Source organism: Bradyrhizobium sp. CCBAU 53340 (assembly GCF_015291645.1).
Taxonomy (GTDB): Bacteria; Pseudomonadota; Alphaproteobacteria; order Rhizobiales; family Xanthobacteraceae; genus Bradyrhizobium.
In genome coordinates this window covers 1,529,042-1,550,430 of record NZ_CP030055.1, presented here as the reverse complement: position 1 = coordinate 1,550,430, position 21,389 = coordinate 1,529,042, and the positions used below count along the sequence as shown (strand labels likewise).

Here is a 21,389-nt window from a genome sequence, read left to right as displayed (position 1 = left end):
GAGCGAAGTAGATACCGGTTCGCGTGAAGAAAACGCGTCAAACAAAAGTCAATTTGCGGTCAGCACGACCTTGACGCTCTGCGAGCGGTCGAGCGCCAGCCGCAGCGCATCCGGCGCGGTCGACAGCGGCCGCTCGGCGGTGACCAGCGACAGCACGTCGACGCTGCCGGCGCCGATCAGTTCCACCGCCGTCATGAATTCGAGGCCGAAGCGGAACGAGCCGCGCAGGTCGATCTCCTTGGCCATCACCGCGTTCGACGGCGTCGGAATTTGGCCGCCCGGCAGATTGCCGATCTGCACCACCACGCCGCCGCGCCGCACGATCCCGATCGCACTGGCAAGACCCGCAGCCGTGCCCGAGACCTCGAACGCAACATCGTAGGGGCGCGCGGCGGCCTGCGCTTTCAGGCCCTCTTCGCCGCTGGACACGTTCTCGACATGCGAGGCGCCGAGCCGTGTCGCGAAGGCGAGCGGCGCCGGCGCGATGTCGGCCACCGTAATGTCCGCCATCCCGGCGCGACGCGCGGCCAGCATGGTCAGCAGCCCGATCGGGCCGGCACCGAAGATGATGCCGCGCTTGCCCTCGATGTTGCCGGCACGTGCCACCGCGTGCAGGCAGACCGCGAGCGGCTCGGCCAGCGCAGCGGCCTGGTAGGAGACATGATCGGGAATCTTGACGCACTGCGCGGGCACCGCGTCGAAATAGTTCGCAAAGCCGCCCTGCATGTGCGGCGTCTTCGACGCCGAGCCCATGAAGTAGATGTTCTCGCAGAGGTTCTGCCGGCCCTCACGGCAGGCGCCGCAATGGCCGCACCAGCGCGACGGATTGACAGCGACGCGGTCGCCGATCTTCAGGCTCGCCGCGGAGCCCGCGATCTCCACGACCTCGCCCGAGATCTCATGACCAAGCACCAGCGGCGACTTCACCACGAAGTCGCCGGTCCGGGCGTGACGGAAGTAGTGCATGTCCGAGCCGCAGATGCCGCCGGCACCGAAGCGGATGCGGACCATGCCCTCGGTGAGCTTGGGAAGCGGATGCTCCACCATGCGCAGATCTTCGGGCCCGAACAGCGTTGCGGCGAGAAAGGTCGAGGTCATTTGGAGAGTCCCATGTATTTCGGCAGCCAGAGGGTCAGGTCGGGAATGTAGGTGATCGCGATCAACGCGAGCAGCAGCGGCACCAGCCAAGGCAGGATCGCCACCGTCGTTCGCTCGACCGAGAGCTTTGCCACGCGCGCGAGCACGAACAGCACCATGCCGAGCGGCGGGTGCAACAGGCCGATCATCAGGTTCAGCGTCATGATCAAGCCGAAATGGATCGGGTCGATCCCGAGCTTGAGCACGATCGGCAGCAGGATCGGCACCAGAATGGTGATCGCGGCCGTGGTGTCGATGAAGCAGCCGACGAACAGGATCAACACGTTGGCGAGCGCCAGGAACACCCATTTGTTGTGGGTGATGCTGAGCATCCAGTCCGAGAGCAGCTGGGCCGCCTGCGACACCGTCAGCAGCCAGGCGAAGATCGAGGCTGCGGTGACGATGAAGAGGACCGAGGCTGTGGTCTCGATGGTGTCGAAGGTCGCCTTCGCCACGGTCTTCAAGGTCATGGTGCGGTAGCGCACGAGGCCGAGAAACAGCGACCAGATCACCGCCGCGACGGCGGCTTCGGTCGGCGTGAACCAGCCGAGCGTCATGCCGCCGATCAGGATGACGGGCGCCATCAGCGCCATCACCGCCGAGAAGTCGAAGTACCAGTCGATCGCGAGCAGCGCGCCGAGCCCGATGACGACGGCCAGGTTGGTCGACATCCCGGCCAGCACCATCAGCCAGATCGCCAGCGGGAACGAGAACACGATGACGATTTCGAGGCCGGCCGAGCCGAGCTGCGACCAGGAGAACGGCGTATCGCTGCCCCATTTGTTCCGGTGCGCGAAATAGGTGACGGTGGCCATCATCAGCAGCGTCATGACGATGCCGGGAATGACGCCGCCCAAGAACAGCGCACCGATCGAGACGTTGGCCATCATGCCGTAGATCACGAAGGGCAGCGACGGCGGAATGATCGGCCCGAGCGTGGCCGAGGCCGCGGTGACGCCGACCGAGAACTCGGTGGTGTAGCCGTGGTCCTTCATCGCCTTGATCTCGATGGTGCCGAGACCGGCGGCATCCGCGATCGCGGTGCCGGACATGCCGGAGAAGATCACGGAACCGATGATGTTGACGTGGCCGAGACCGCCGCGCATCCACCCCACAAGCGCGACCGCGAATTTGTAGATGCGTCCGGTGACGCCGGCGATGTTCATGAGATTGCCGGCCAGGATGAAGAACGGCACGGCGAGCAGCGGAAAGCTCTCGACGCCCGCGATCATGCGCTGCGCGAGCGTGACGTCGGGCGTCACGCCGCTGACCAGGATGTAGAGCAGCGAGGACGCGGCCATGGCAATCGCCACGGGAACGCCGAGCAGCATCAGGATGAGAAAACCGCCAAGCAACAGCAGCATGAGATTACCCTTCAAAACCGTCGTAGGCGCCGGGGCGTTCGAGGATCGAATAGCCCTGCCGCAGATGCTGCAGGGCGACCTGCAGCGAGCGCGCGAACATCAGCACGAAGCCTGCCAGCACCGCGTAATAGACGTAGTTCTTGGGAAAGTTGATCGTGGTCATGGACTCATCGCCAATGATCTGGATGTAGACCCAGACCAGCTTGATGGCGTAGCCGAAGAAGACGATCCGGATCAGGTCGATCAATGTGGACAGCGTGCGCGCGACGACACCAGGCAGATAGCGGTAGATCAGATCGACCTGGATGTGCCGCGACAGCCGCACGCACATCGAGGCACCGATGAAGACCACGCCGATCAGGCAGTAGGTCGCGATCTCCTCGGTCCAGGCGTAGCTGTCGTTGAGCACGTAGCGGGTGAAGAACTGGAGGAAGACGGCGAGCGCCATCACCCAGAAGATCGCCAGCGCCACCCAATCCTCGAAGGCGTAGATGCCGAGATCGACCTTCGGCGTCGCCTCCTCCTCGAAGGTATGGGCGATCTCCTCCCCGGTGATCTGCCGGTGTATTTCGGCGGTCGACATGGTGTTACTCCCTCAAACCGTTCCATCGTCGGTCCGGGGTGGCTGGAAGAGCCGATCCCGGACGACGACCTAGTTCTGCGAACTCCGCTCCTCATCCTGAGGAGCTTGCAAAGCAAGCGTCTCGAAGGATGGCCCCGGGCGACGCCTGAGCGACACCCGGGCCTTCATGGTTCGAGACGCGCGTTCCGCGCTCCTCACCACGAGGATCTTGCTTATTTCACCGCCTGGATCCGCTCCCAGTCGGCTTTGCGATAGCCGAAGGTCTCGAACGGAACGTTCTTGAGAACGGCGTCGCGGAATTCGTTCTTGTCGACCTCGGTCACGGTCAGGCCCTTCTCCTTGAAGAAGGCGACTAGCTTGGCCTCGTTCTGCTTGATCTCCTCGGTCGCCTTGGCCGCGGCTTCCTGAGCGACGTCGGTGAAGATCTTCTTGTCCTCGTCGCTGAGCTTCTTCCAGAGCGCGCCCGCGATCACCGTATTGAGGTGGTCGACGATATGGCCGGTCAGCACGATGTGCTTCTGCACCTCGTAGAACTTCTTGGCCTCGATCGTGGTCAGCGGGTTCTCCTGTGCCTCGACCGTGCCGTTCTGGAGTGCGAGATAGACTTCGGCGAACGCGATCGGCGCGGTGTTGGCGCCGCAGGCGCGCGGCATCGCAAGGTAGGCCGGCACGTCGGGCACGCGCATCTTCAGGCCCTTCATGTCGGCGCAGGTCTTGATCGGCTTGTTCGACGAGGTCTGGCGCACGCCGTAATAGGTCACCGCGACGATGTGGTGGCCGCTCTTCTCTTCATAGCCCTTGGCGAGCTCCTTGAAGATGTCGCTCTTGGTGTAGGCCAGCAGATGATCGGCGTCGCGGAAGGTGTAGGGATAATAAGTCACGCCGATCGGCGGGAAGCTCTTGGCCGCGAAGCTCGAGCCGGAGATGATGATATCGACCGAGCCGAGCGAGAGCCCCTGGTTGATGTCGGCTTCCTTGCCGAGCTGCGAGGCCGGATAGACGTCGATCTGGTAGCGCCCGTTGGTGCGCTTGCCGATCTCCTGCGCGGCCCACACCGATGCGGTGTGGAACGGCTCCGAGGTCTCGTAGACATGGGCCCATTTCAGCTTGGTCTGCGCCATGCCGGCCCCGGTGGTCGCAAACATTGCGGCGACCGACATCGCCAGAACCATCGTCGTTTTCTTCAACACTGAATATCCTCCACTGACTAAGTCTGCTTCTTGTTCACCCGCCCTGGAATCGGGGCGGGTCGCCCAATCTCATCGTCGTCGGCCGCCGCTGCTCTTGGCGGCTTTGTTTGACGCTCGCTTTGGTTTCGCCGGCGCGGCCGCGGATCGCGCCACCGGCGCCCCTGCGCCTGTCTCAGCGCCAAAGTTCTGCGCAAAGCGCTCCTGCGAATGCGCAAGGTGGTCGCGCATGGCGTCGTGAGCGGTCATTGGCCGGCGCGCCGCAATGGCGTCGCGCACGGCCCGATGCTCGTCGAGCGCAGTACGCCAAGTGCCCGGATTCTCGAAATAATGTGCAAGCTGCGCGAAATAGGGATTGAGGCGCTGATCGAACAGCTCGCCGACCACGCGCACCAGCACGGCATTGCCGAGACAGCCGGCGATCGCGACATGGAAAGCGCGATCATGGACCATCGAGGCCTCGCCGGGATGTTCGACATTCTCCATCGCGTCGAGGGCCGCGTCGATGCGGGCGATGTCATCCTTGGTCGCCACCCGCGCGGCCTGCTCGGCAATGGCGCTTTCCAGGAATTCGCGGGCACGCAGCAGCTCGAACGGACCTTCGATGACGGCTGAAGGAACCGGCGTGGCGTCGGCAGGCTCGGTCACATAGATGCCGGACCCGACGCGGATGCGGACGCGCCCCTCCACCTCGAGCGCGATCAGGGCTTCGCGCACCGTCGGCCGCGAGACCTTGAGCTGATCGGCGAGCTCGCGCTCGGTCGGCAAACGGCTGCCGACCGCGTACTCGCCGCTGTCGATCAGGCTTCGCAATTGATCGGCGACCTGGCGATAGAGCCGTCTCGCCTCCACAGCTTCCAGCGGCACGCTGGCCTCCCCGAAAGGGTCGCGCCAAGACGGCTTTCCAGCCCGGCGGCCCGCCAATTTTGGAAAATTGGTCTTACCAATTGACCGGAGCATTGACCTGATATGGCCGCCATGTCAAGCAGCGGCAAAGCAGAGGGAGACGTCCATGCGCCTTATGAGCGCCAATCTCGACCGGCTGGCGCCTCGCATCCGCCGCCCGGCCTATGACCGTTCGCGCGTCACTCCAGGCATCGTGCATCTCGGTCTTGGCGCGTTTCACCGCGCCCATCAGGCTGTCGTCGTCGATGATTGCCTTGCGGCGGGATCCACGTCATCGGCCAGTTCCTGGGGCATTGTCGGCGCGAGCCTGCGCAGCCCCGCGACGCGTGACGCCCTCGCCCCGCAGGATCACCTTTACACCGTCGCCGTGCGCGCCGCCGAAGGCACCGAGCATCGCGTCATCGGCGCACTGCTCGACAGTGTCGTCGCCCGCGAGAAGCCGGCTGCGCTGGTCGAGCGGATGGCCGATCGTGCCATTCGCATCGTCTCGCTCACGGTCACCGAGAAGGGCTATTGCCACACGCCGCAGACCGGCGATCTCGACGAGCGGCATGCTGACGTCGTGCACGACCTGAACAATCTTGACGCGCCGCGCTCGGCACCGGGCTTCATCGTGGCGGCGCTGGCACGTCGGCGGGCGCTTGGCCTTCAACCTTTCACCGTGCTGTGCTGCGACAATCTCGCCGCCAACGGCCACACCGTGCAGCGGATCGTGACGCAGTTCGCCGCGCTTCGCTCGAAGGACCTCGGCAAGTGGATCGCCGATGTCGTCGCCTTCCCCTGCACCATGGTCGACCGCATCGTGCCTGAGACAACGGATGCAGACCGTGAAGCGGTCGCTGCAGCGCTCGGGATGCGCGACGCCTGGCCTGTGATGACCGAGCCATTCACGCAATGGGTGGTCGAGGATCGCTTCTGCGCGGGCCGCCCGGATCTCGCGGCCGCGGGCGTTGAACTCGTCACCGACGTCAAGCCGTTCGAGCTGATGAAGCTGCGGCTGCTCAACGCCAGCCATTCGGCGCTCGCCTATCTCGGCTATCTCGCCGGCTACAAGACCATCGCCGACACGATGGTCGATCCGCATTTCGCGCGCCTCGCCGCGCAGGTGATGGAAGAAGCCGCGGTAACGCTGACGATGCCATCAGGCACCGACCTTGCCGCCTATCGCGCCTCGCTGCTCGAGCGCTTCGCCAATCCGGCGCTGCATCATCGCACCTGGCAGATCGCGATGGACGGCTCGCAAAAGCTGCCGCAACGCCTGCTCGGCGCGATGCAGGATCGCCTCGCCAGGGGCCTGCCGATCGCGACGCATGCGCTCGCGGTGGCCGGCTGGATGCGCTACGTCACCGCGCTCGACGAGCAGGGTCGCGCGATCGACGTGCGCGATCCCCTCGCAGGCGAGTTCGCAAGCCTGGCGCGTGAGGCCGGCCCAGTCGCGGAACGGCTCGCGCCCGCATTGCTCGGCGTGACCAAGGTGTTCGGGCCGCTCGGTGCCGATCCGCGCCTGCGCGAGGCCGTGACTGCGGCGCTCGGACGTCTCTACAAGGACGGGGCGCGGCGCGCGGTGGAGACGCTGGTTTCGGCGTGACCAGAAAGTGGGCAGCGATGCTGCACTGCGTTCAAAGTCGGACTGAAGTCGCGCTTGATTTTTGCCTGCCGTTGCCCCACCCGAGAGGCATGGCAAAGGACAGCAAGGTCATCGCCGCGAACGCAGCTTTCTACGCCGCCTTTTCGACGGGCGATTTTGACGGCATGAAACGGATGTGGGCGGATGACGACGCCATTTCCTGCATTCATCCCGGCTGGCCTGCGATCGTCGGCCATGCCACGGTGATCGGAAGCTGGCGCGACATCCTGCAGAACCCGGAACGACCGCAGATCGTCTGCGCCGAGCCGCAGGCGATCGTCGACGGCGACAGTGCCCGCGTGCTTTGCATCGAGATCGTCGACGGCACCGCGCTCGCCGCCGCCAACCATTTTCGCCGCGTCGGCGACGACTGGCGCCTGGTGCACCACCAGTCGAGCCCGATTGCACAGATTGTCGAGCAGGCTGAGGACGATAGAGCGAGCCACCGGGTGCACTGACCGCGACGGCGCTCTACTGTGCATGGGGTTGTTTTGAGATTTTCGGTTCGATGGCGAGGTCCGACAGGTCATCCAGCACGAACCGGGCGTCCCGGAAGTCATCATCGCGGAAGTACATGCTGCGGGTGATGAGCACGGGAATGCTGGCCCGCGAGGCCGCGACCAGCCCGTTGGCGGAATCCTCGATCGCGACGCAGTCGGACGGTTGAAGCTTCAGCCGCGCCAGGATCTCGAGATAGACGTCGGGTGCCGGCTTCTTGTCCCTGACATCATCGCCGGCCACGATCGCGTCGAAAGCCGCGGCCCATTGTGCTCCCAGCGCCCGCGACAGCAGCGCCTCGATATTGCCGTGCGAAGTGGTGGTCGCGATCGCAAGCCGCTGGCCGCGCGCCTTTGCCGCCGTGAGCAGTTCCGCCACGCCGGGCCGCAAGGCGCAGCAACCGGTCTCGACCAGCTCGGCGTAGTGTGCGGTCTTGATGCTGTGCAGTTCGGCGATATCAGCGTCCGACAAGGGCGGCGCGATCCATTGCCTGGTGTGGTAGGCACGAATGCGCTCCTTGCCGCCGGTCACCCGCAGCAGGTCCTTGTAGACGGCACGGTCCCACTGCCAGTCGAGACCGTGACGGGCGAAGGCGAGGTTGAAAGCGCGCCGATGCAGCTCCTCCGTCTCGGCCAGGGTGCCGTCGACATCGAAGATCAGCGCGGCAGCGTTTCGGATCAGCTCCGCCGCATCCGCTGGCGCGATCGTTTCTGCCTGCATGGTCGACGCCTCCCTGTCACGAGCGACCATCGCCTGCAGCGGCCGGCGAGTAAAATCGCAATATCTTTTGCCGGCCCCAAAAATCTCTTATGAGCGAGGACGCGCGGGCTTCGCGCGATCTGGAACTCGAACCCGGCACGGCAGACGCATGCGGCTCTTCATCCTCGGCCTCGGTTATAGCGCCCGGCATTTCGTCCGCAGGTTCGGCGGCAGCTTCTCGCATATCGCCGGCACGGTCCGCGATCCCGCCAAGCGGGATGATCTTGCCGGGATCGAGCTGCATGGCCTTTCCGACAGCCGTCCGGCCGGCGCGACGGTCCAGCGCATCAGCGACGCTGACGTCCTCCTGATATCGATCCCACCGGGCAGCAGCGGAGATCCCGCACTCGCAGCGCTCGGCGATGTGGTGGCCGCCGGTCGCCGCAAGGTGGTCTATCTCTCCACCATCGGCGTCTACGGCGATCACGCCGGCGGATGGGTCGACGAGAGCACGCCGCCGCAATCTTCCCTCGACCGCGCGCGGCTGCGGGTCGCGGCAGAGCAGGCCTGGACCGACACGGCCCGTGGCAATATCGCGATCCTGCGGCTTGCCGGCATCTACGGCCCCGGCCGCAACGCGCTGGTGACGCTACGCAGCGGTACCGCACGCCGCATCATCAAGCCCGGCCAGGTCTTCAACCGCATTCATGTCGACGACATCGCGAGCGCGATCATGGCCGCGATCAACCATGGCGGGGGCGGCACCTGGAACGTCTGCGACGACGAGCCCGCGCCGCCGCAGGACGTGATCAGCTATGCCGCGCAGCTGATGGGCATTGCGCCGCCGGCCGAAGAAGCCTTCGCGACCGCCGAGATGTCGACGATGGCGCGCAGCTTCTATGCCAGCAGCGCCCGCGTCTCCAACGCGCGACTGAAGCGAGAACTCGGCGTCACGCTGGCCTATCCGACCTATCGGCACGGCCTCGATGCGCTGCGGCGCGCGGGAGAGGCGAAGCTTTCGCCTTAAGACAAAGGGCGGTCGATCAGCCGCCCCTTGATGTCCAACGTCAGCTCAACACGCCATATTTCTTGAACCAGGCCTGCGCCTGCTTCCAGCCATCTTCCGCGGCGTCCTTGCGATAGCTGCTGCGATAGTCGGCATGGAAGCCGTGCGGCGCTTCCGGATAGATCTTGAACTCGGCGGTCTTCTTGTTCTGCTCGAGCGCCGCCTTGAGCCGCTTGACCTGCGCGACCGGAATGCCGGTGTCGGCGCCGCCATAGAGGCCGAGCACCGGGGCCTTCATTTCGGGCGCGAGCTGCATCGGGCTCTTCGGCCACAGCGGATTGGGCGAATCGACCGGCGGACCATAGAAGGCGACGCCGGCCTTGAGCGTGCCGCTATGCGCGGCATATTCCCAGACGGTACGCCCGCCGCGGCAGAAGCCGATGATACCGAGCTTCGTGGTATCGCCGCCTTGCGATCCTGCCCAGGCCACCGTCGCGTCCAGATCGGAGAGCAGCTCGGCATCAGGCTTGGCATCGACGATCTGCAGCAGGTCCTTGATCTCGGTGATCTTGGTGAGATCGGCGCCCTTGCGGAAATAATAGTCTGGCGCGACGGCGAAGGCGCCGAGCTTGGCGAGGCGCCGCGTCACATCCTTGATGTATTCGTGCAGGCCGAAGATCTCCATTGCCACGATGATCACCGGCGCCTTGGCGTTGCCCGCGGGGCGCGCGAAATAGGCCGGCATCTCTTCGGAACCGACCTTGATCTTGGCATCGCCCGCCTGAAGGCCACTGGTGTCGGTGGTGATCACCTCGGCGCGGACGGGACCTGCCGCAAGCGTATAGCCGGCGGCGACGGCCGCGGTCGCACTCATAAACCCGCGGCGCGATACCGGGGGCGGCTTGATCAGCCCTACGACGTCGGACGTGAAGGTGGTGTCGATACTCATCGGTTGATCCTTCTGATGCCTCGCCCCGGCGTCTTGTCCTGATCCTTCAGGCGGCGCATTCGCCAATAATTGCCGGCGAAACGCAAATCACCAGCGTGCGAGCGCAGGGCCCTTCAGACCCGACGCCTACGCCGTTTCACCGGCGCAGTTTCCGGCATCAGACTCATCGCGGCCAGTCCAACGACCGCCGCGAGCAGCAGGTACCAGGCCGGCGCCAGCGGATCGCCCGTGACATGGAGCAACCATGTCACCACGAGCTGCGCGGTACCGCCGAAGCTCGCGATGGCAACCGCGTAGACGGTGGCGAATACGCCACCGCGGATGTTCTGGGGCAATGCCTCGGTGAACGTCGCGTAGAACGCGGTGAAGGGCAGCGAGCCAATGACGGAGAGCACGCCGAAGCCGGCCAGCAGCGACAGCATGCCGGGTGCATGAACGATCCAGAGGAAGACCGGATAGGTCAGCAGCAGCATCGCGAGCTGCGGCCAGACCATCACCGGCTTGCGGCCGAGACGATCGGCGAGCCAGCCGCCGACCAGCGCGCCGGCAAACTGGATGCCGTTGCTGACCAGCGAGACGGCAAAGGCCAATGTCGAGGAGACATGCAACGTGTTCTGCGCATAGGTCGTCATGTATTGCGTCACATAGGTCGAGATGGTGCCGCTGGCCAGAATCATCAGCGCCAGCACGATCAGCCCGGTGTGGCGACGGGCCAGGGAGAGATGACTCGTGCTTTCTTCCACTGTGACGCCGGCTTCAGCCTGCGGGATCGTCTCCGGCAAGGTCCGGCGCATCCAGACACCGAACGGCAGACAAACCGCGCCGATCAGAAACGCCACGCGCCAGCCATAGAGGTCCAGCATCTCCGGCGCCATGATCTTGCTGAGAATGACGCCCACGAGCGCCCCGGTCGTCGCAGCGATTTCCTGGCTCGCAGGCTGCCATGCCACCACCAGCGCTCGATGCTCGGGCGGCGCGATCTCGATGAGATAGGCCGTGGTCGGTCCGACTTCGCCGCCGAGCGCAAAACCCTGCACCATGCGGGCCGCGATCACGATGATCGGCGCCGCAAGGCCGATCGAATTGTACGACGGCGTGAACGTAATGGTCAGGATTGCAGCGCCCATCAAGGCAAAGCTCAGCAGCATCGCTGGCCGCCGGCCGATCCGGTCGGAGTAGATGCCGAGCACGATGCCGCCGATTGGCCGCGTCACGAAGCCGGCTCCGAACGTCGCCAGCGACAGCATCAGGCTCCCGTACTCGCTTCCGGTCGGAAAGAAGGTGTGGCCGATCTGGATCGCGAAGAAGCTGTAGGTGATGAAGTCGTAGAACTCGAGCATGTTGCCGACGGTGGCGGCCAGTGCTGCGCGTTTGACGCTGAACGGTTCGGCTTGCTCGTTTCCCAACGACACTCTCCCTGACCTGAACCTGTGCTTGATTTAACCGCCTCGCCGCGCTGCGTCGCAACATCCATTAACCGAAAAAAGGGGTTCTCTCGCTGCGTACCCACCAGCATGTGTGACATGATCTGCGCGGTTTCTCGTAATTCGAAGCGTTCCGCCGCAACAAACAGGCCCGATCGTGGCCGCGTCGACACATCATGTTGCCCGGAGACTGCACATCGCCCGCCAAACGACGCGAGCTCGCGCCATTTGACTGAAATTTTCAGATCAGTTGAGCCGTCATATTTACTCGAACTTTCGTCGTGACGCTCTAGTTCCACTGCCGAATGTTCCATCTCCAGGACGGAGAAGCGTCTTCAAGCGCGGCAATCGCTTCTGCTTCGAGCGAGGCAATGCTCGACAGCTTCATTCCGATGCGCAGCGATTTCGCACCCAAGGGCTCAATTGAATAGACCTTTATCCGATCTGGCATCGATATGAATTTGGCTCGTGAAACAATTGAGTTATTGGGACAGGTTGCGCGGATCCTGTGGTTCGAAGGCACCAAGCACGGCATGCGCGACCGTGAGTGGATGGCACTGCGATTCCTCTCCCGCGCCAATCGCTTCTCCCGGACGCCTTCGGCGCTGGCGAGCTATGTCGGCACCACGCGTGGCACCGCCTCCTTCATCATCGGCGAGCTCGAGCGTCTTGGCTATCTGGAACGGAAGCGCTCCGCCAAGGACAAGCGTTCGGTGATGCTGAGCGTGACGCAGCAGGGCAAGAAGTTTCTGGCGCGCGATCCCGTAAGCGGCCTCGTGGATGCCATTGCCGTTCTCAATGAGGACAGCAAGATCGGTTTTCGCGACACCTTGCGACACGTCCTCGATCAGGCGGAGGCCGCCGAGCAGCGGCACCATACCGACGTCTGCAGGCGATGCATCTTCCTCCGCGAGGACCGCACCAGCTCCGAGAACCGGACCACGGTCGAGTTCACCTGCCGGCTGTTTCGCGCGCCGATCGCGGAGGCGGAGATCGACCTGCTATGCACCAGCTTCGAGCATCACCGCCAATAGAATTGCCGGCCGCTCACCTGCGCGCGGAATAGACGACGCCGCCGCCGCTGATGTCGACGACCAGACGGCCGTTCTCGTACCTGATCTCTTCGACTCGGCCGAGGCTCGGAACCTGCTGGCCGAGCACGGCCTCGACGACACCGCTCGGTCCCTGAAGAATCGCGACACCCTCATAGGCCTGGCGGACTGACCAGCCCTTGACCACCTTTCGTGGTGCAGAGCTGCGTTCGATCGGGGACACCGAGCCCGTGGTCTCGGGCGCGGTGACCGAGGCCATCATCGGCATGGCCGGCGATGGCGACACCGCCTGCGCGGCCACGGGAGCCGGCGGCTGGACCTGGGCCTGGGCCAGCCTGTCGAGCTTCGCCGTCGACGACGAGCTCACCCGCTCGATGCGGTCCAGATTCTCGGCAAAGCGGCCGAAGCGATCGCTGGTCGCTTTGCTCGACTGATCGACCGCCGTGCGCAGACCATCGAGGTTCTCGGATACGCCCGACAATTGCTTGCGCAGCTGGGCGACCGTGTCGCGCAGATTCCTGATCTCGGCATTGGCCGCAACATTGGTCTGGCTCGGCTGCGTGGTGAGATAGGCAATGACGCCGGTACAGGCGCAAACCACGAGGATGGCAGCAACCGCCAGCGTCGCGAGCGGCGCGACCCAGGTCGGGCGTGGCGGCGGCGGCTTGGCCACGATCACCGCCGGCTTGATCACCGTCGGCGCAGGCTTCGGTATCGCCATCTTGTCCAGGCGTGCCTTGGCACGGATACGCTTCAATCCCTCGAGCGCTTCCTTCGCTGCAGCTTCGTCGCTCGACGCTGATGCGGGCTTCGCGCTCATCGCGGGCTTGGCGGAGCGCGCATTGTTATTGAGCTTCGTGTCGCGCGCTTCCGGAGTGGGCTTCACCGCGGGGGACGCATCCGCAGCTTCTGCGGGACGCGCTTTTCCGTCGGACGACATTTGAAAATGCTCCGTTCGTATCGATCTGTCGAACGAACCTAGTTGGCGAAGCTTGCCTGAAACGTGCGCGTCGAAAATTCTTCGTCACGCGTGATGCGTCGGGGGTCCGAGGAGTCATGCAAGAGGCAAAAGTGCGACTCGAAAGACACACACTCGCCAAGATTTTGCCAAACTGGAGTCTCGCCGCCATATGTGAGTCGAATTGTCGCAGGCGGGTGCGCACCCAGGAGAGTCAATTCGGGGTTGAAAACCCCTCACTGTGACGGTTCGGCGACACTACCCAAAATAGCTGTGTTTGTACGGACATGTGGAACTTTACAACCACCACGGTGCGAAACTAGTTCGAATTTCAAATCAACTGGTGCGCTCTGAAATACAAAGAAACAACCGGAAACAAACCAACAGCATCAAGCACACGTAGCAAACGCTTTGTTTCGCACGCTTGATCGGAATTCGGCAATTGTTACGGTGTACAGCAAGTGATTCTCGCCCGTTGGCGAGGAGATCGACTGAGTTCAGTAGTGTTCGAACGCGATGAGCAACGTGACGCAACTGTACCAAGTCGCTTTCTCAACCCGCCCCGCAAGGTGATCCGTAAGGCACCGGCCGGGCTTCACGCAGTAAGCGTTCAGTATCGAGTCGAAGTAACAGGCCTGCTCACGCAGGCACTGAAGGCGTAGGGCTGCCCGCGAATATCGAAACGTAAAAACGGTTCGCGGGAGGGAATATCGTCAAACAGCATGGCTGCGAGCCGGGGCATCACAATAAACCTCCCGGCCGCTGCAAGTGCGAAACAGGGGCGACTGACTGATGTATATAATCGTTGATGATCGCGAGAGCGTCACGAACAGCTACGTAGGAGGGCTCGTTCGCGAAGGCGTATCGTCGATCGGCTTCACCTCCGGAGAATTCTGGGACTGGCTGCAATCCGCCAACGAATCGGACTTGGCAGCCGTTGATGCCTTCCTTCTGGGGGATTGCGATGCCCGCGGAAGTTTGCCACGGGCGATGCGCAAGCGCTCAGCGGCCCCGATCATCGCGATGAGCGGCCAGAAGATGCTCAAGAACACGCTGGAGCTGTTTGAATCCGGCGTCGACGACGTCGTCCACGTGCCGATCCACCTGCGTGAGATCCTGGCCCGAACGGCCGCGATCGCGCGCCGCCGGGTCGGCGAGCTGCCCAGGCCTTGCGAGACCAGGATCCAGGTCTTCTTCAACGGCCGTGACCCCGAGATCGCGGGCCATGCCCTCACCTTGCCCCGCCGCGAGCTGCGCATTCTCGAATATATGGTCAGCAATCACGGCAAGTGGATCACCAAGACGCAGATCTTCAACGCGGTCTACGGCATCTTCGAATCCACGTTCGACGAGAGCGTGATCGAGAGTCACGTCAGCAAGCTGCGCAAGAAGCTCCGCGACCGCCTCGGCTTCGACGCCATCGTGGCACGGCGCTACGTCGGCTACCGGCTCAACATCCCCGCCAACGAAGCAATCGACGAGCCGATGCAGGATCTCGATGAGGTCGGCATCCTGCTGAATCGGGCCCATGCCGCGCCGGCGGCATACCCGGCCGGCAACTGAGGCGCTTGAGCCACGGTTTACAAAACGAGCGTCGGCCTCTGCGGGGAGATCCCGTTAGAGGCCGATTTGATTTCGACGTCAGAATGTCGGTTATGCCGATGCCGTCTCGCCGCCCGGCGCGTTACGGCTTCTGCTGGAATTCTTCCTTGGAGACGTAGTTGAAGTCCTCGACCAGCACGTCCTGGACGATGTCGGCCTGCATCCGCTCGTTGACGCGCTGCTTGATCGCGGCAGTCAGGACGGAGAGGTCGTAGCGGGCGAGCTTCCTGAAATCGAGGCGCTCGTCCGCGTAGATCCGGCGAAAGGCTTCGTCCACGACGAACGGCTCGGGCGGCACGGTGAGCTGGTGCATCGTCTTCGCCTCCACGGTGTAGACGAAACGCGCGACGATATAGCCCTGAACCGCGCCGCTCTCGACCATGGGCACACTCAGCGCCCGCGTCTTCTGATATTGCAGCCCATCGAGATATTCGTCCTTCCCGGACAATAGGGTGCCGTTCTCTTTCCAGTAGGCCACGCCATAGCTCGTGCCCGCGGTGAGGATGCAGACCCAGAGACCGGCCAGAACGAGCTTGATCATTTTCCGTCCCGCGCTGCGCGACCCGTGTAGGTGCCGTCCGATTCGGCATCCTTGATCGCCTTGACAATGATGGTCGCGACCTCGCGCACCGCATCGTAGTGCATTTCAAGGAGGGAGCGGTTTCGCTCCAGCTTCTCACGCAGCCGCTGAATTTCCTCGGTGATCTCGGTCTCGACGCCGAGATGCATCCGTGCGCGCATCAGGCGGACGAATTCCAGCATGCTGCGGCTCTTCCGGGCGCTGAAATCGTCGAAGTCGACCTTCTGTCCCATCGCGAGTGCAGTGGTCTCTTCCTCCACGATGCCTTCGAGCCGACGAATTGCAGCCAGCAGGCCGCTGATCTCCTCGGATCGCGTCGCCTCCAATCTTGCTGCTTCAGCGTCGTCGGTGATCATGACGGCGCCGATATCGAGCAGCAACGCCGGCAACAGAGCATCGCCCGGCGCAGCTTCCGTCATCGCCTCTGTATCCATGACCGGCTGCTCCATCGCCGGAGCCGTCGCGCTCTGTTCTACCTGCATAGCAAATTCACCCCTCAACCTTCGTCACCCATTCCGAGATCCATCACCCGCCTTCCCCGTCATATCCGGCCCTGCCGGATGTGCGGACGCGAGCTGCTTGGCAATTCCGATCCCCTTGCCCTTCGCCAGCTGATTGCCGAGCTGCTCGGCCAGCATCGATTTCCAGATGCCGCCGGCGGTGCCCTTGCCGAATACTTCCTCGGACTCCTTCGGCAACATCGTCTCGACGAAGGTCTGGAGGATGAACGCTTCGAACTTGCGATAGACCTCGTCGGGACCGGGCTTCTTGATCACCTGCACTGGCGGCCCGTTCACCACACCCGATTGCGCCTCGGCCGCACCTGCGGAAGATTGATCAGCCGCCTTGCTGGCCGCAGCGTCCATCGTCGCAGCAAAATCGGCATCCGACGATCTCAGCGCCTCGAGCTTTGCCGTCGCCGTCCGCTGCGCTACCGGATCGGCGGCGTCGAGAACGTCGAGGACGAGGTCGGACGTCGCAGTTACAATCATGTCTTGTTCCGGCTGGCTGGCCGCGGCATCAGGTCACGCATGGCGGCATGGGTCCCCGTGATTTCCTCAAGCGATCGCTGCTCGGCCTGACGCAGCTTATCGGCGAGCGCCGCCTTTGCGACTTCCTCGAGCTGCTTTACGCGCCGGTTCTCCGCGCGGACCTTGTCATGCTGCATCGAAGCGCGCTCCTGCACGAGGCGCACGCCGACGCTCGTTCTGTTGAGCCGCCGCGCGATCGACTCGCTCGACGATCCCGCTGGCGGTCTTGCCTCGTTCAGAGTCCCTACCAGCCACGCCTGCTCTTCCTGCATGGCCTGCTCCTGCTGGCGCAGTTGCACGAGCTGCCATTCGGCCAGCCGAAGCTGGAGCTTTACCAGCGAGACGATTCGACTGAGCTTGTCCGCCCGGGATGTCATCATCGTCACCCCGCCAGCCATGACGACAGGCCGAGCATGAACTGCGTCAGCAACTCGTCGCTGGTGAGGTAGAGCAGCAGGAAGCCACCGAACAGGACGAACGGCACCGAGACGAAATAGACCGGTATGGCCGGCGTCAGCTTGTTGATGAGACCAACCGAAAAATTGACGACGACCGAATAGACGATGAAGGGGCTCGTAATCCGCAGCGTCAGCACGAACGCGTCGGTAAGGCGGCTGACGAGCTGGTTCAGCGCCATCTCGCCGCTCAGCTTCTCGCCAGGATGCCAGACGTCGTAGGAGTTCATCAACCCGTGCAGAACCTGCCAGTGCTGATCGGTCAGGAAGAACAGCGTGGTGACGGCGGCCATGATCAGCGGCACCACGGGCGGCGCCGGATCGGTGTCGCCCACCGGCGTACCCGGGATGCTGCTGAGCCCGATTGCGCTTGCCATCACGGCGAGCATGGTCTGGAGCGCGAGGAAGAAGACGCGCCCGCCGAGACCGATGACGCTGCCGACCAGGAGCTCAGTGCCGATCAGGAGCGCCAGCGTCAAGGGCGATGCGCCGTCCACGAGGGGCTTCAGGAGCGAGAGCAGGATTGGCGTCAGTGCGAACGTCGTGACCAGGGCGACGAACAGGCGGATCTGCGGCGGAACGTTCACGCTGGAATAGCCGGGCACGAGCATCAGGCAGGCGCCGATACGGCAGAACACGATGAACGTGGCGAGCACGTTGTCGGTGAGCCCTGCGATCACGAGATGCCTCCGAGTGCCCGGATCTCCGCGCTGCGGGCGACCTCCACATGCGACAGCACCGGCAGTGTCGGAAACACGCGCTCCAGAATCATGCGGACATAGGGGCGCGCTTCCGGGGTCACCGCCAGCACCACGCTGGTGCCGTCTTCCGTGAACTTCCGGATCGCGGCACTCGCTTCGGTCGCGAACTGCTCGATCAGCCGCGGATCGGCATCGAACTCGACGACGTCGCCCTTGCCGTCGCGTTTCAGGCTCTGGTGGAACGCAAGATCCCAGCGGTTGCCGAGACGAAGGACGTTGAGCACGCCGTTGTCGGAGAGATCGCCGCAGATCTGCTGGGCCAGGCGCATGCGCACATGCTCGGCGACCTGCTCGGAACGACGCACGTGAGGCGCAATCTCGGCAATCGCTTCCAGGATCAGATGCAGGTTCCGGATCGATACCCGCTCAGCCAGCAGGATCTTCAGGATCGCCAATAGGCCGGAATAGGAGATCTGCGACGGGCAGAGATCGTCGACCAGGCGCTTGTACTCGGGCTCGAGCCGGTCAAGCAGTCCGCGCATGTCCTTGTAGGAGAGCAGCTGCGACAGGTTCGCCCTCAGCACTTCGCTCAGATGCGTGAGCAGGACCGACAGATTGTCGACCGGCTTGCAGCCCTGCCGCCGGACTTCGTCGACGAAGGCTTCCGTCACCCACAGTGCCTTCATGCCGAAGGCGGGTTCGATCACCTCATCGCCCGGCACGTCCGGCTTGCCGTCCTTGTCCACCAGCACCATGATCTCGCCGATCCTGAGTTCGCCATGAGCGACACGGGTATCGTGAATCCGGATCTGGTATCCCTTCGGGTCGATCGACAGATTGTCGGACAGCTTGATCTCGGGAACGACGAAGCCGTACTGCTTGGCGAACTTCTTGCGGATCTTGCTGACGCGGTGCGCGAGCTCGTTGCGCGAACCGAGCAGGTGAACCGACAGATGGCTGCCCAGCGACAGCTCGATCTCGGCGGTCTTGAGCGATTCCTTGACGGATTCCTTGGCCTCGCTCTGCGCGCGCTCTTCGGCCTTGCGTGCATCTTCCTTCTGCTTCGCGGCCGCCTGCCGCCTCGGCAGCGAATAGCCGACGAACGCCATGACGCCGCCCAGGAGCACGAATGGCGGCATCGGCAGACCCGGCATCAAGGCAAGCACGAACATCATCAAGGACGCAGCCGACACCGCGCGCGGATAGCCGCCGAGCTGACGCAGCACCGCCTGCTCCGCCGACCCCCTGGTGCCGCCCTTGGAGACCAGAAGACCCGCAGACAGCGACACGATCAGCGCCGGCATCTGCGACACCAGACCGTCGCCGACGGAGAGCTTGGTGTAGACGTCGGCGGCGCGCGACAAGGTCAGCCCGTGATGGGTGACGCCGATGATGATGCCGCCGAAAATGTTGATCGCCGTGATGATCAGGCCGGCAATGGCGTCACCGCGGACGAACTTCGAGGCGCCGTCCATCGCACCGAAGAACGCGCTCTCTTCCTCGAGCTCGCGGCGCCGGCGCTGTGCCTCCTTGTCGTCGATCAGACCCGCGGAAAGATCCGCGTCGATCGCCATCTGCTTGCCGGGGATGGCGTCCAGGGTGAAGCGGGCGCCGACTTCCGCAATACGCGTTGCGCCCTTGGTGATCACGACGAAGTTCACCGTGACCAGGATTGCGAAGATGATCAGGCCGATGACGAAGTCGCCGCCCATGACGAATTTCGAGAAACCTGCGACCACATGGCCTGCAGCCTGCTCGCCCTCCCCGCCGCGTGACAGGATCAGGCGGGTGGTCGCGATGTTCAGCGCGAGCCGCAAGATCGTCGCGATCAGGAGCACGGTCGGGAAAGCCGAGAAGTCGAGCGGCCGCTGGATCCACAGTGCGACCATCAGGATCAGGGCCGACAGCGCGATCGAAACGGCAAGGCCGAGGTCGATCAATACAGGAGGAATCGGCAGGAACAGGATCGTGAGCATGGTCACGATACCGCCTGCGAAGAAGGCATCCGCGCCGAAGCGTCGCGGGTTCGGCAGGCTAGCAGCTAACGTATCGGCCATAGGTCACCGGCAGCAGGGTCCGCCCCGCAATCTGCCCGGCAAAGCTTACGCGAGGGTGGTGGCCGGCCATGCCGGCAGATCAGAAGCCGTGCTCGATCCGCGAATAGACCATCTCGGTGAAAGTGGAGAGGTGCGCTCCGATGAAGGAGCCGGAGATGGCCACGACGACGAGGATCACGATGATCTTCGGAACGAAGGTCAGCGTCGCTTCCTGGATCTGGGTCAGGGCCTGGATCAGCGCAATGGCGATGCCGACCAGCATCGCCGCGCCGACCGCGGGTCCGCAGGCGACGAGAATGGTCCAGATCGCCGCCTGGACGATGTCGAGGGCATCCCGCTCGTTCATGGTTAGCCGCTGATCGTGAGGCCAGGGCCGACCGCAACCTTGGTGCCGTCCTGGAGTGTCGCGACGGACCCGTTGTTGTTGATGGAGATCGACGCGACCTTGCCGGTGAAGGTCGCTCCGGTCGAATCGGCGAAGCTGACGGTCTTTCCGATCAGCCCGTCCGCCTGCGACAACGACTGGGACGACAGCAGCGAATCCAGCTTCGTATTGGTCTGCATCGCCTGCTCGACCGACGACAGCTGCGCGAACTGGCTCATATATTGCGACGTATCCATCGGATTGGTCGGATCCTGGTTCTTCATCTCGGCGATGAGAAGCTGGAGGAAGGTATTGTAGTCGACGCCCGTGCTCGACGTGCCCGACGTAGACGAACTCGAGCTGGTCGAACTGGTGCTCGTGCTATCGGTCGCGCTGGTGACGTTCATGTAGCTCTCCGCTGTCAGGCAGCCTTGATTGGGGATTCCGTGGTGGCGCCGGCCAGGATCGCCTGCTCCAGGGGAAACAGCGCCCGGATCCGCTTGAGCGCCTCGAAATAGCGGGTCCCGCCGACCATCTCGTCGATCGCGGCGAGCCCGTCCAGCATCTCGCGGTTCTCACACACCGCGAGCAGCGCGGCGTGATGCTGCGCATAGAGCGAGGCGGCGGCAGCGATATCCGTCGGGTTCATCAGCATCAGCTGGACGATGAAATAGAGCTGGCGCATCGCCGTAGTGGCATCGGAGGCCTGCATCACCTGCCCTTCGAGCAGGAACATCACGTCATTGACGAGCTCGAGCGAGACCTTGCGGTCCACGCGCAGCACCGCGCCGTTGATGTAGACCCGTTCGCCGGCCCGCAAGGAGATCTTCATTAAAGCGCGTCTCGGATCAGGCGGTTGATTTCGACGAGTTGCATCACGTCGTTCGACTTTTCTTCGCGCAGGCGATCCGCTTCCTTGACCACCCACAAGCCGATCGAGATGATGTCGGCGCGCAGCTGCTCGGGCAGCCCGTTCTCGGGATGCGCAAGATCCTCGATGAAGATGGTCCACAGCCGCCGGACATAGAGCAGGCTCTGGACCTGATCCTCCATATTGAAGCGCTGCTCCTTCTGGAGCCGCTCCAGCCGGTCGATACCGAGACTGAGCGCTTGACGCTCGCGCCCCCGCGCCTCGTAACCACTATCTTCAACGACCGTCTCATAGGCTTCAAACGTCATCCGGACAACTCTGCGCAGGAATTAGCAGGA

General features: G+C 63.7%; 24 protein-coding genes. 5 read left to right on the top strand and 19 right to left on the bottom strand.

Annotation, left to right across the window (positions count from 1 at the left end):
* Window positions 1–48: 48 nt before the first annotated feature.
* The 5 genes from XH89_RS07315 to XH89_RS07295 form a co-directional block, all read right to left on the bottom strand.
* Window positions 49–1,098, bottom strand: coding sequence for an L-idonate 5-dehydrogenase (locus XH89_RS07315; protein ID WP_194466426.1), 1,050 nt, complete (start codon window positions 1,096–1,098; stop codon window positions 49–51).
* Complete coding sequence (locus tag XH89_RS07310; RefSeq protein ID WP_194466425.1) at window positions 1,095–2,501, bottom strand: TRAP transporter large permease; 1,407 nt, start codon at window positions 2,499–2,501, stop codon at window positions 1,095–1,097. The genes XH89_RS07315 and XH89_RS07310 overlap by 4 nt, the downstream gene beginning before the upstream one ends.
* A 4-nt stretch (window positions 2,502–2,505) precedes the next feature.
* Window positions 2,506–3,084: a TRAP transporter small permease gene (locus XH89_RS07305; protein ID WP_194466424.1), complete on the bottom strand. Its 579-nt coding sequence runs from the start codon at window positions 3,082–3,084 to the stop codon at window positions 2,506–2,508.
* Window positions 3,085–3,296: 212 nt separating this feature from the next.
* On the bottom strand, window positions 3,297–4,256 hold the full coding sequence (locus tag XH89_RS07300; RefSeq protein WP_194468394.1) for a sialic acid TRAP transporter substrate-binding protein SiaP: 960 nt from the start codon (window positions 4,254–4,256) through the stop codon (window positions 3,297–3,299).
* An 87-nt stretch (window positions 4,257–4,343) separates the two neighbouring features.
* Complete coding sequence (locus tag XH89_RS07295) at window positions 4,344–5,138, bottom strand: FadR/GntR family transcriptional regulator (RefSeq protein ID WP_194466423.1); 795 nt, start codon at window positions 5,136–5,138, stop codon at window positions 4,344–4,346.
* Window positions 5,139–5,283: 145 nt separating this feature from the next.
* Here XH89_RS07295 and XH89_RS07290 point away from each other — a divergent pair, with 145 nt between their 5' ends.
* Window positions 5,284–6,765, top strand: coding sequence for a mannitol dehydrogenase family protein (locus XH89_RS07290; RefSeq protein WP_194466422.1), 1,482 nt, complete (start codon window positions 5,284–5,286; stop codon window positions 6,763–6,765).
* Between the two features lie 89 nt (window positions 6,766–6,854).
* Window positions 6,855–7,262 carry a nuclear transport factor 2 family protein gene (locus XH89_RS07285; RefSeq protein ID WP_194466421.1) on the top strand — a complete coding sequence of 136 codons (408 nt, stop codon included), beginning with the start codon at window positions 6,855–6,857 and terminating at the stop codon, window positions 7,260–7,262.
* A 13-nt stretch (window positions 7,263–7,275) separates the two neighbouring features.
* Here the strand turns inward: XH89_RS07285 and XH89_RS07280 are convergent, their stop codons facing one another.
* Window positions 7,276–8,022: an HAD family hydrolase gene (locus XH89_RS07280; RefSeq protein ID WP_194466420.1), complete on the bottom strand. Its 747-nt coding sequence runs from the start codon at window positions 8,020–8,022 to the stop codon at window positions 7,276–7,278.
* A 148-nt stretch (window positions 8,023–8,170) separates the two neighbouring features.
* Here XH89_RS07280 and XH89_RS07275 point away from each other — a divergent pair, with 148 nt between their 5' ends.
* The gene (locus XH89_RS07275; protein ID WP_194466419.1) at window positions 8,171–9,028 is read left to right on the top strand and encodes an SDR family oxidoreductase; all 858 of its coding nucleotides are present in this window, start codon (window positions 8,171–8,173) and stop codon (window positions 9,026–9,028) included.
* A gap of 40 nt (window positions 9,029–9,068) precedes the next feature.
* Here XH89_RS07275 and XH89_RS07270 read toward each other — a convergent pair whose 3' ends face one another.
* Window positions 9,069–9,956, bottom strand: a complete 888-nt coding sequence (locus XH89_RS07270) for a dienelactone hydrolase family protein (protein ID WP_194466418.1) — start codon at window positions 9,954–9,956, stop codon at window positions 9,069–9,071.
* A gap of 113 nt (window positions 9,957–10,069) precedes the next feature.
* The gene (locus tag XH89_RS07265; protein ID WP_246767876.1) at window positions 10,070–11,296 is read right to left on the bottom strand and encodes an MFS transporter; all 1,227 of its coding nucleotides are present in this window, start codon (window positions 11,294–11,296) and stop codon (window positions 10,070–10,072) included.
* 539 nt (window positions 11,297–11,835) lie between these two features.
* On the opposite strand from XH89_RS07265, the gene XH89_RS07260 reads away from it, so the two are divergent.
* The gene (locus XH89_RS07260) at window positions 11,836–12,414 is read left to right on the top strand and encodes a MarR family winged helix-turn-helix transcriptional regulator (protein WP_194466416.1); all 579 of its coding nucleotides are present in this window, start codon (window positions 11,836–11,838) and stop codon (window positions 12,412–12,414) included.
* Window positions 12,415–12,427: 13 nt separating this feature from the next.
* Here the strand turns inward: XH89_RS07260 and XH89_RS07255 are convergent, their stop codons facing one another.
* Complete coding sequence (locus XH89_RS07255) at window positions 12,428–13,372, bottom strand: hypothetical protein (RefSeq protein WP_194466415.1); 945 nt, start codon at window positions 13,370–13,372, stop codon at window positions 12,428–12,430.
* A gap of 810 nt (window positions 13,373–14,182) precedes the next feature.
* On the opposite strand from XH89_RS07255, the gene XH89_RS07250 reads away from it, so the two are divergent.
* Window positions 14,183–14,953, top strand: a complete 771-nt coding sequence (locus XH89_RS07250; RefSeq protein WP_194466414.1) for a response regulator transcription factor — start codon at window positions 14,183–14,185, stop codon at window positions 14,951–14,953.
* 121 nt (window positions 14,954–15,074) lie between these two features.
* On the opposite strand, the gene XH89_RS07245 is transcribed toward XH89_RS07250, so the two are convergent.
* From XH89_RS07245 to flaF, 10 genes are all read right to left on the bottom strand, one after another.
* On the bottom strand, window positions 15,075–15,533 hold the full coding sequence (locus XH89_RS07245; protein ID WP_194466413.1) for a hypothetical protein: 459 nt from the start codon (window positions 15,531–15,533) through the stop codon (window positions 15,075–15,077).
* Window positions 15,530–16,054 carry a flagellar biosynthesis protein FlgN gene (locus tag XH89_RS07240; RefSeq protein ID WP_194466412.1) on the bottom strand — a complete coding sequence of 175 codons (525 nt, stop codon included), beginning with the start codon at window positions 16,052–16,054 and terminating at the stop codon, window positions 15,530–15,532. Before XH89_RS07240 ends, XH89_RS07245 begins: the two co-directional genes overlap by 4 nt.
* Before the next feature lie 24 nt (window positions 16,055–16,078).
* Entirely contained in the window at window positions 16,079–16,564 is a 486-nt protein-coding gene (locus tag XH89_RS07235) for a rod-binding protein (RefSeq protein WP_194466411.1), read from the bottom strand.
* Window positions 16,561–16,980, bottom strand: a complete 420-nt coding sequence (locus tag XH89_RS07230; protein WP_194468393.1) for a hypothetical protein — start codon at window positions 16,978–16,980, stop codon at window positions 16,561–16,563. The genes XH89_RS07235 and XH89_RS07230 overlap by 4 nt, the downstream gene beginning before the upstream one ends.
* A 5-nt stretch (window positions 16,981–16,985) precedes the next feature.
* Window positions 16,986–17,738 carry a flagellar biosynthesis protein FliR gene (gene fliR, locus XH89_RS07225; RefSeq protein WP_194466410.1) on the bottom strand — a complete coding sequence of 251 codons (753 nt, stop codon included), beginning with the start codon at window positions 17,736–17,738 and terminating at the stop codon, window positions 16,986–16,988.
* Window positions 17,735–19,816 carry a flagellar biosynthesis protein FlhA gene (gene flhA / locus XH89_RS07220; protein ID WP_194466409.1) on the bottom strand — a complete coding sequence of 694 codons (2,082 nt, stop codon included), beginning with the start codon at window positions 19,814–19,816 and terminating at the stop codon, window positions 17,735–17,737. The genes fliR and flhA overlap by 4 nt, the downstream gene beginning before the upstream one ends.
* 79 nt (window positions 19,817–19,895) lie before the next feature.
* Window positions 19,896–20,162 carry a flagellar biosynthesis protein FliQ gene (gene fliQ, locus XH89_RS07215; RefSeq protein ID WP_194466408.1) on the bottom strand — a complete coding sequence of 89 codons (267 nt, stop codon included), beginning with the start codon at window positions 20,160–20,162 and terminating at the stop codon, window positions 19,896–19,898.
* Between the two features lie 2 nt (window positions 20,163–20,164).
* Window positions 20,165–20,587: a flagellar hook assembly protein FlgD gene (flgD, locus tag XH89_RS07210; protein ID WP_194466407.1), complete on the bottom strand. Its 423-nt coding sequence runs from the start codon at window positions 20,585–20,587 to the stop codon at window positions 20,165–20,167.
* A 14-nt stretch (window positions 20,588–20,601) separates the two neighbouring features.
* Entirely contained in the window at window positions 20,602–21,012 is a 411-nt protein-coding gene (flbT, locus tag XH89_RS07205) for a flagellar biosynthesis repressor FlbT (protein ID WP_194466406.1), read from the bottom strand.
* The gene (gene flaF / locus XH89_RS07200; RefSeq protein ID WP_194466405.1) at window positions 21,012–21,359 is read right to left on the bottom strand and encodes a flagellar biosynthesis regulator FlaF; all 348 of its coding nucleotides are present in this window, start codon (window positions 21,357–21,359) and stop codon (window positions 21,012–21,014) included. The genes flbT and flaF overlap by 1 nt, the downstream gene beginning before the upstream one ends.
* Window positions 21,360–21,389 lie beyond the last annotated feature (30 nt).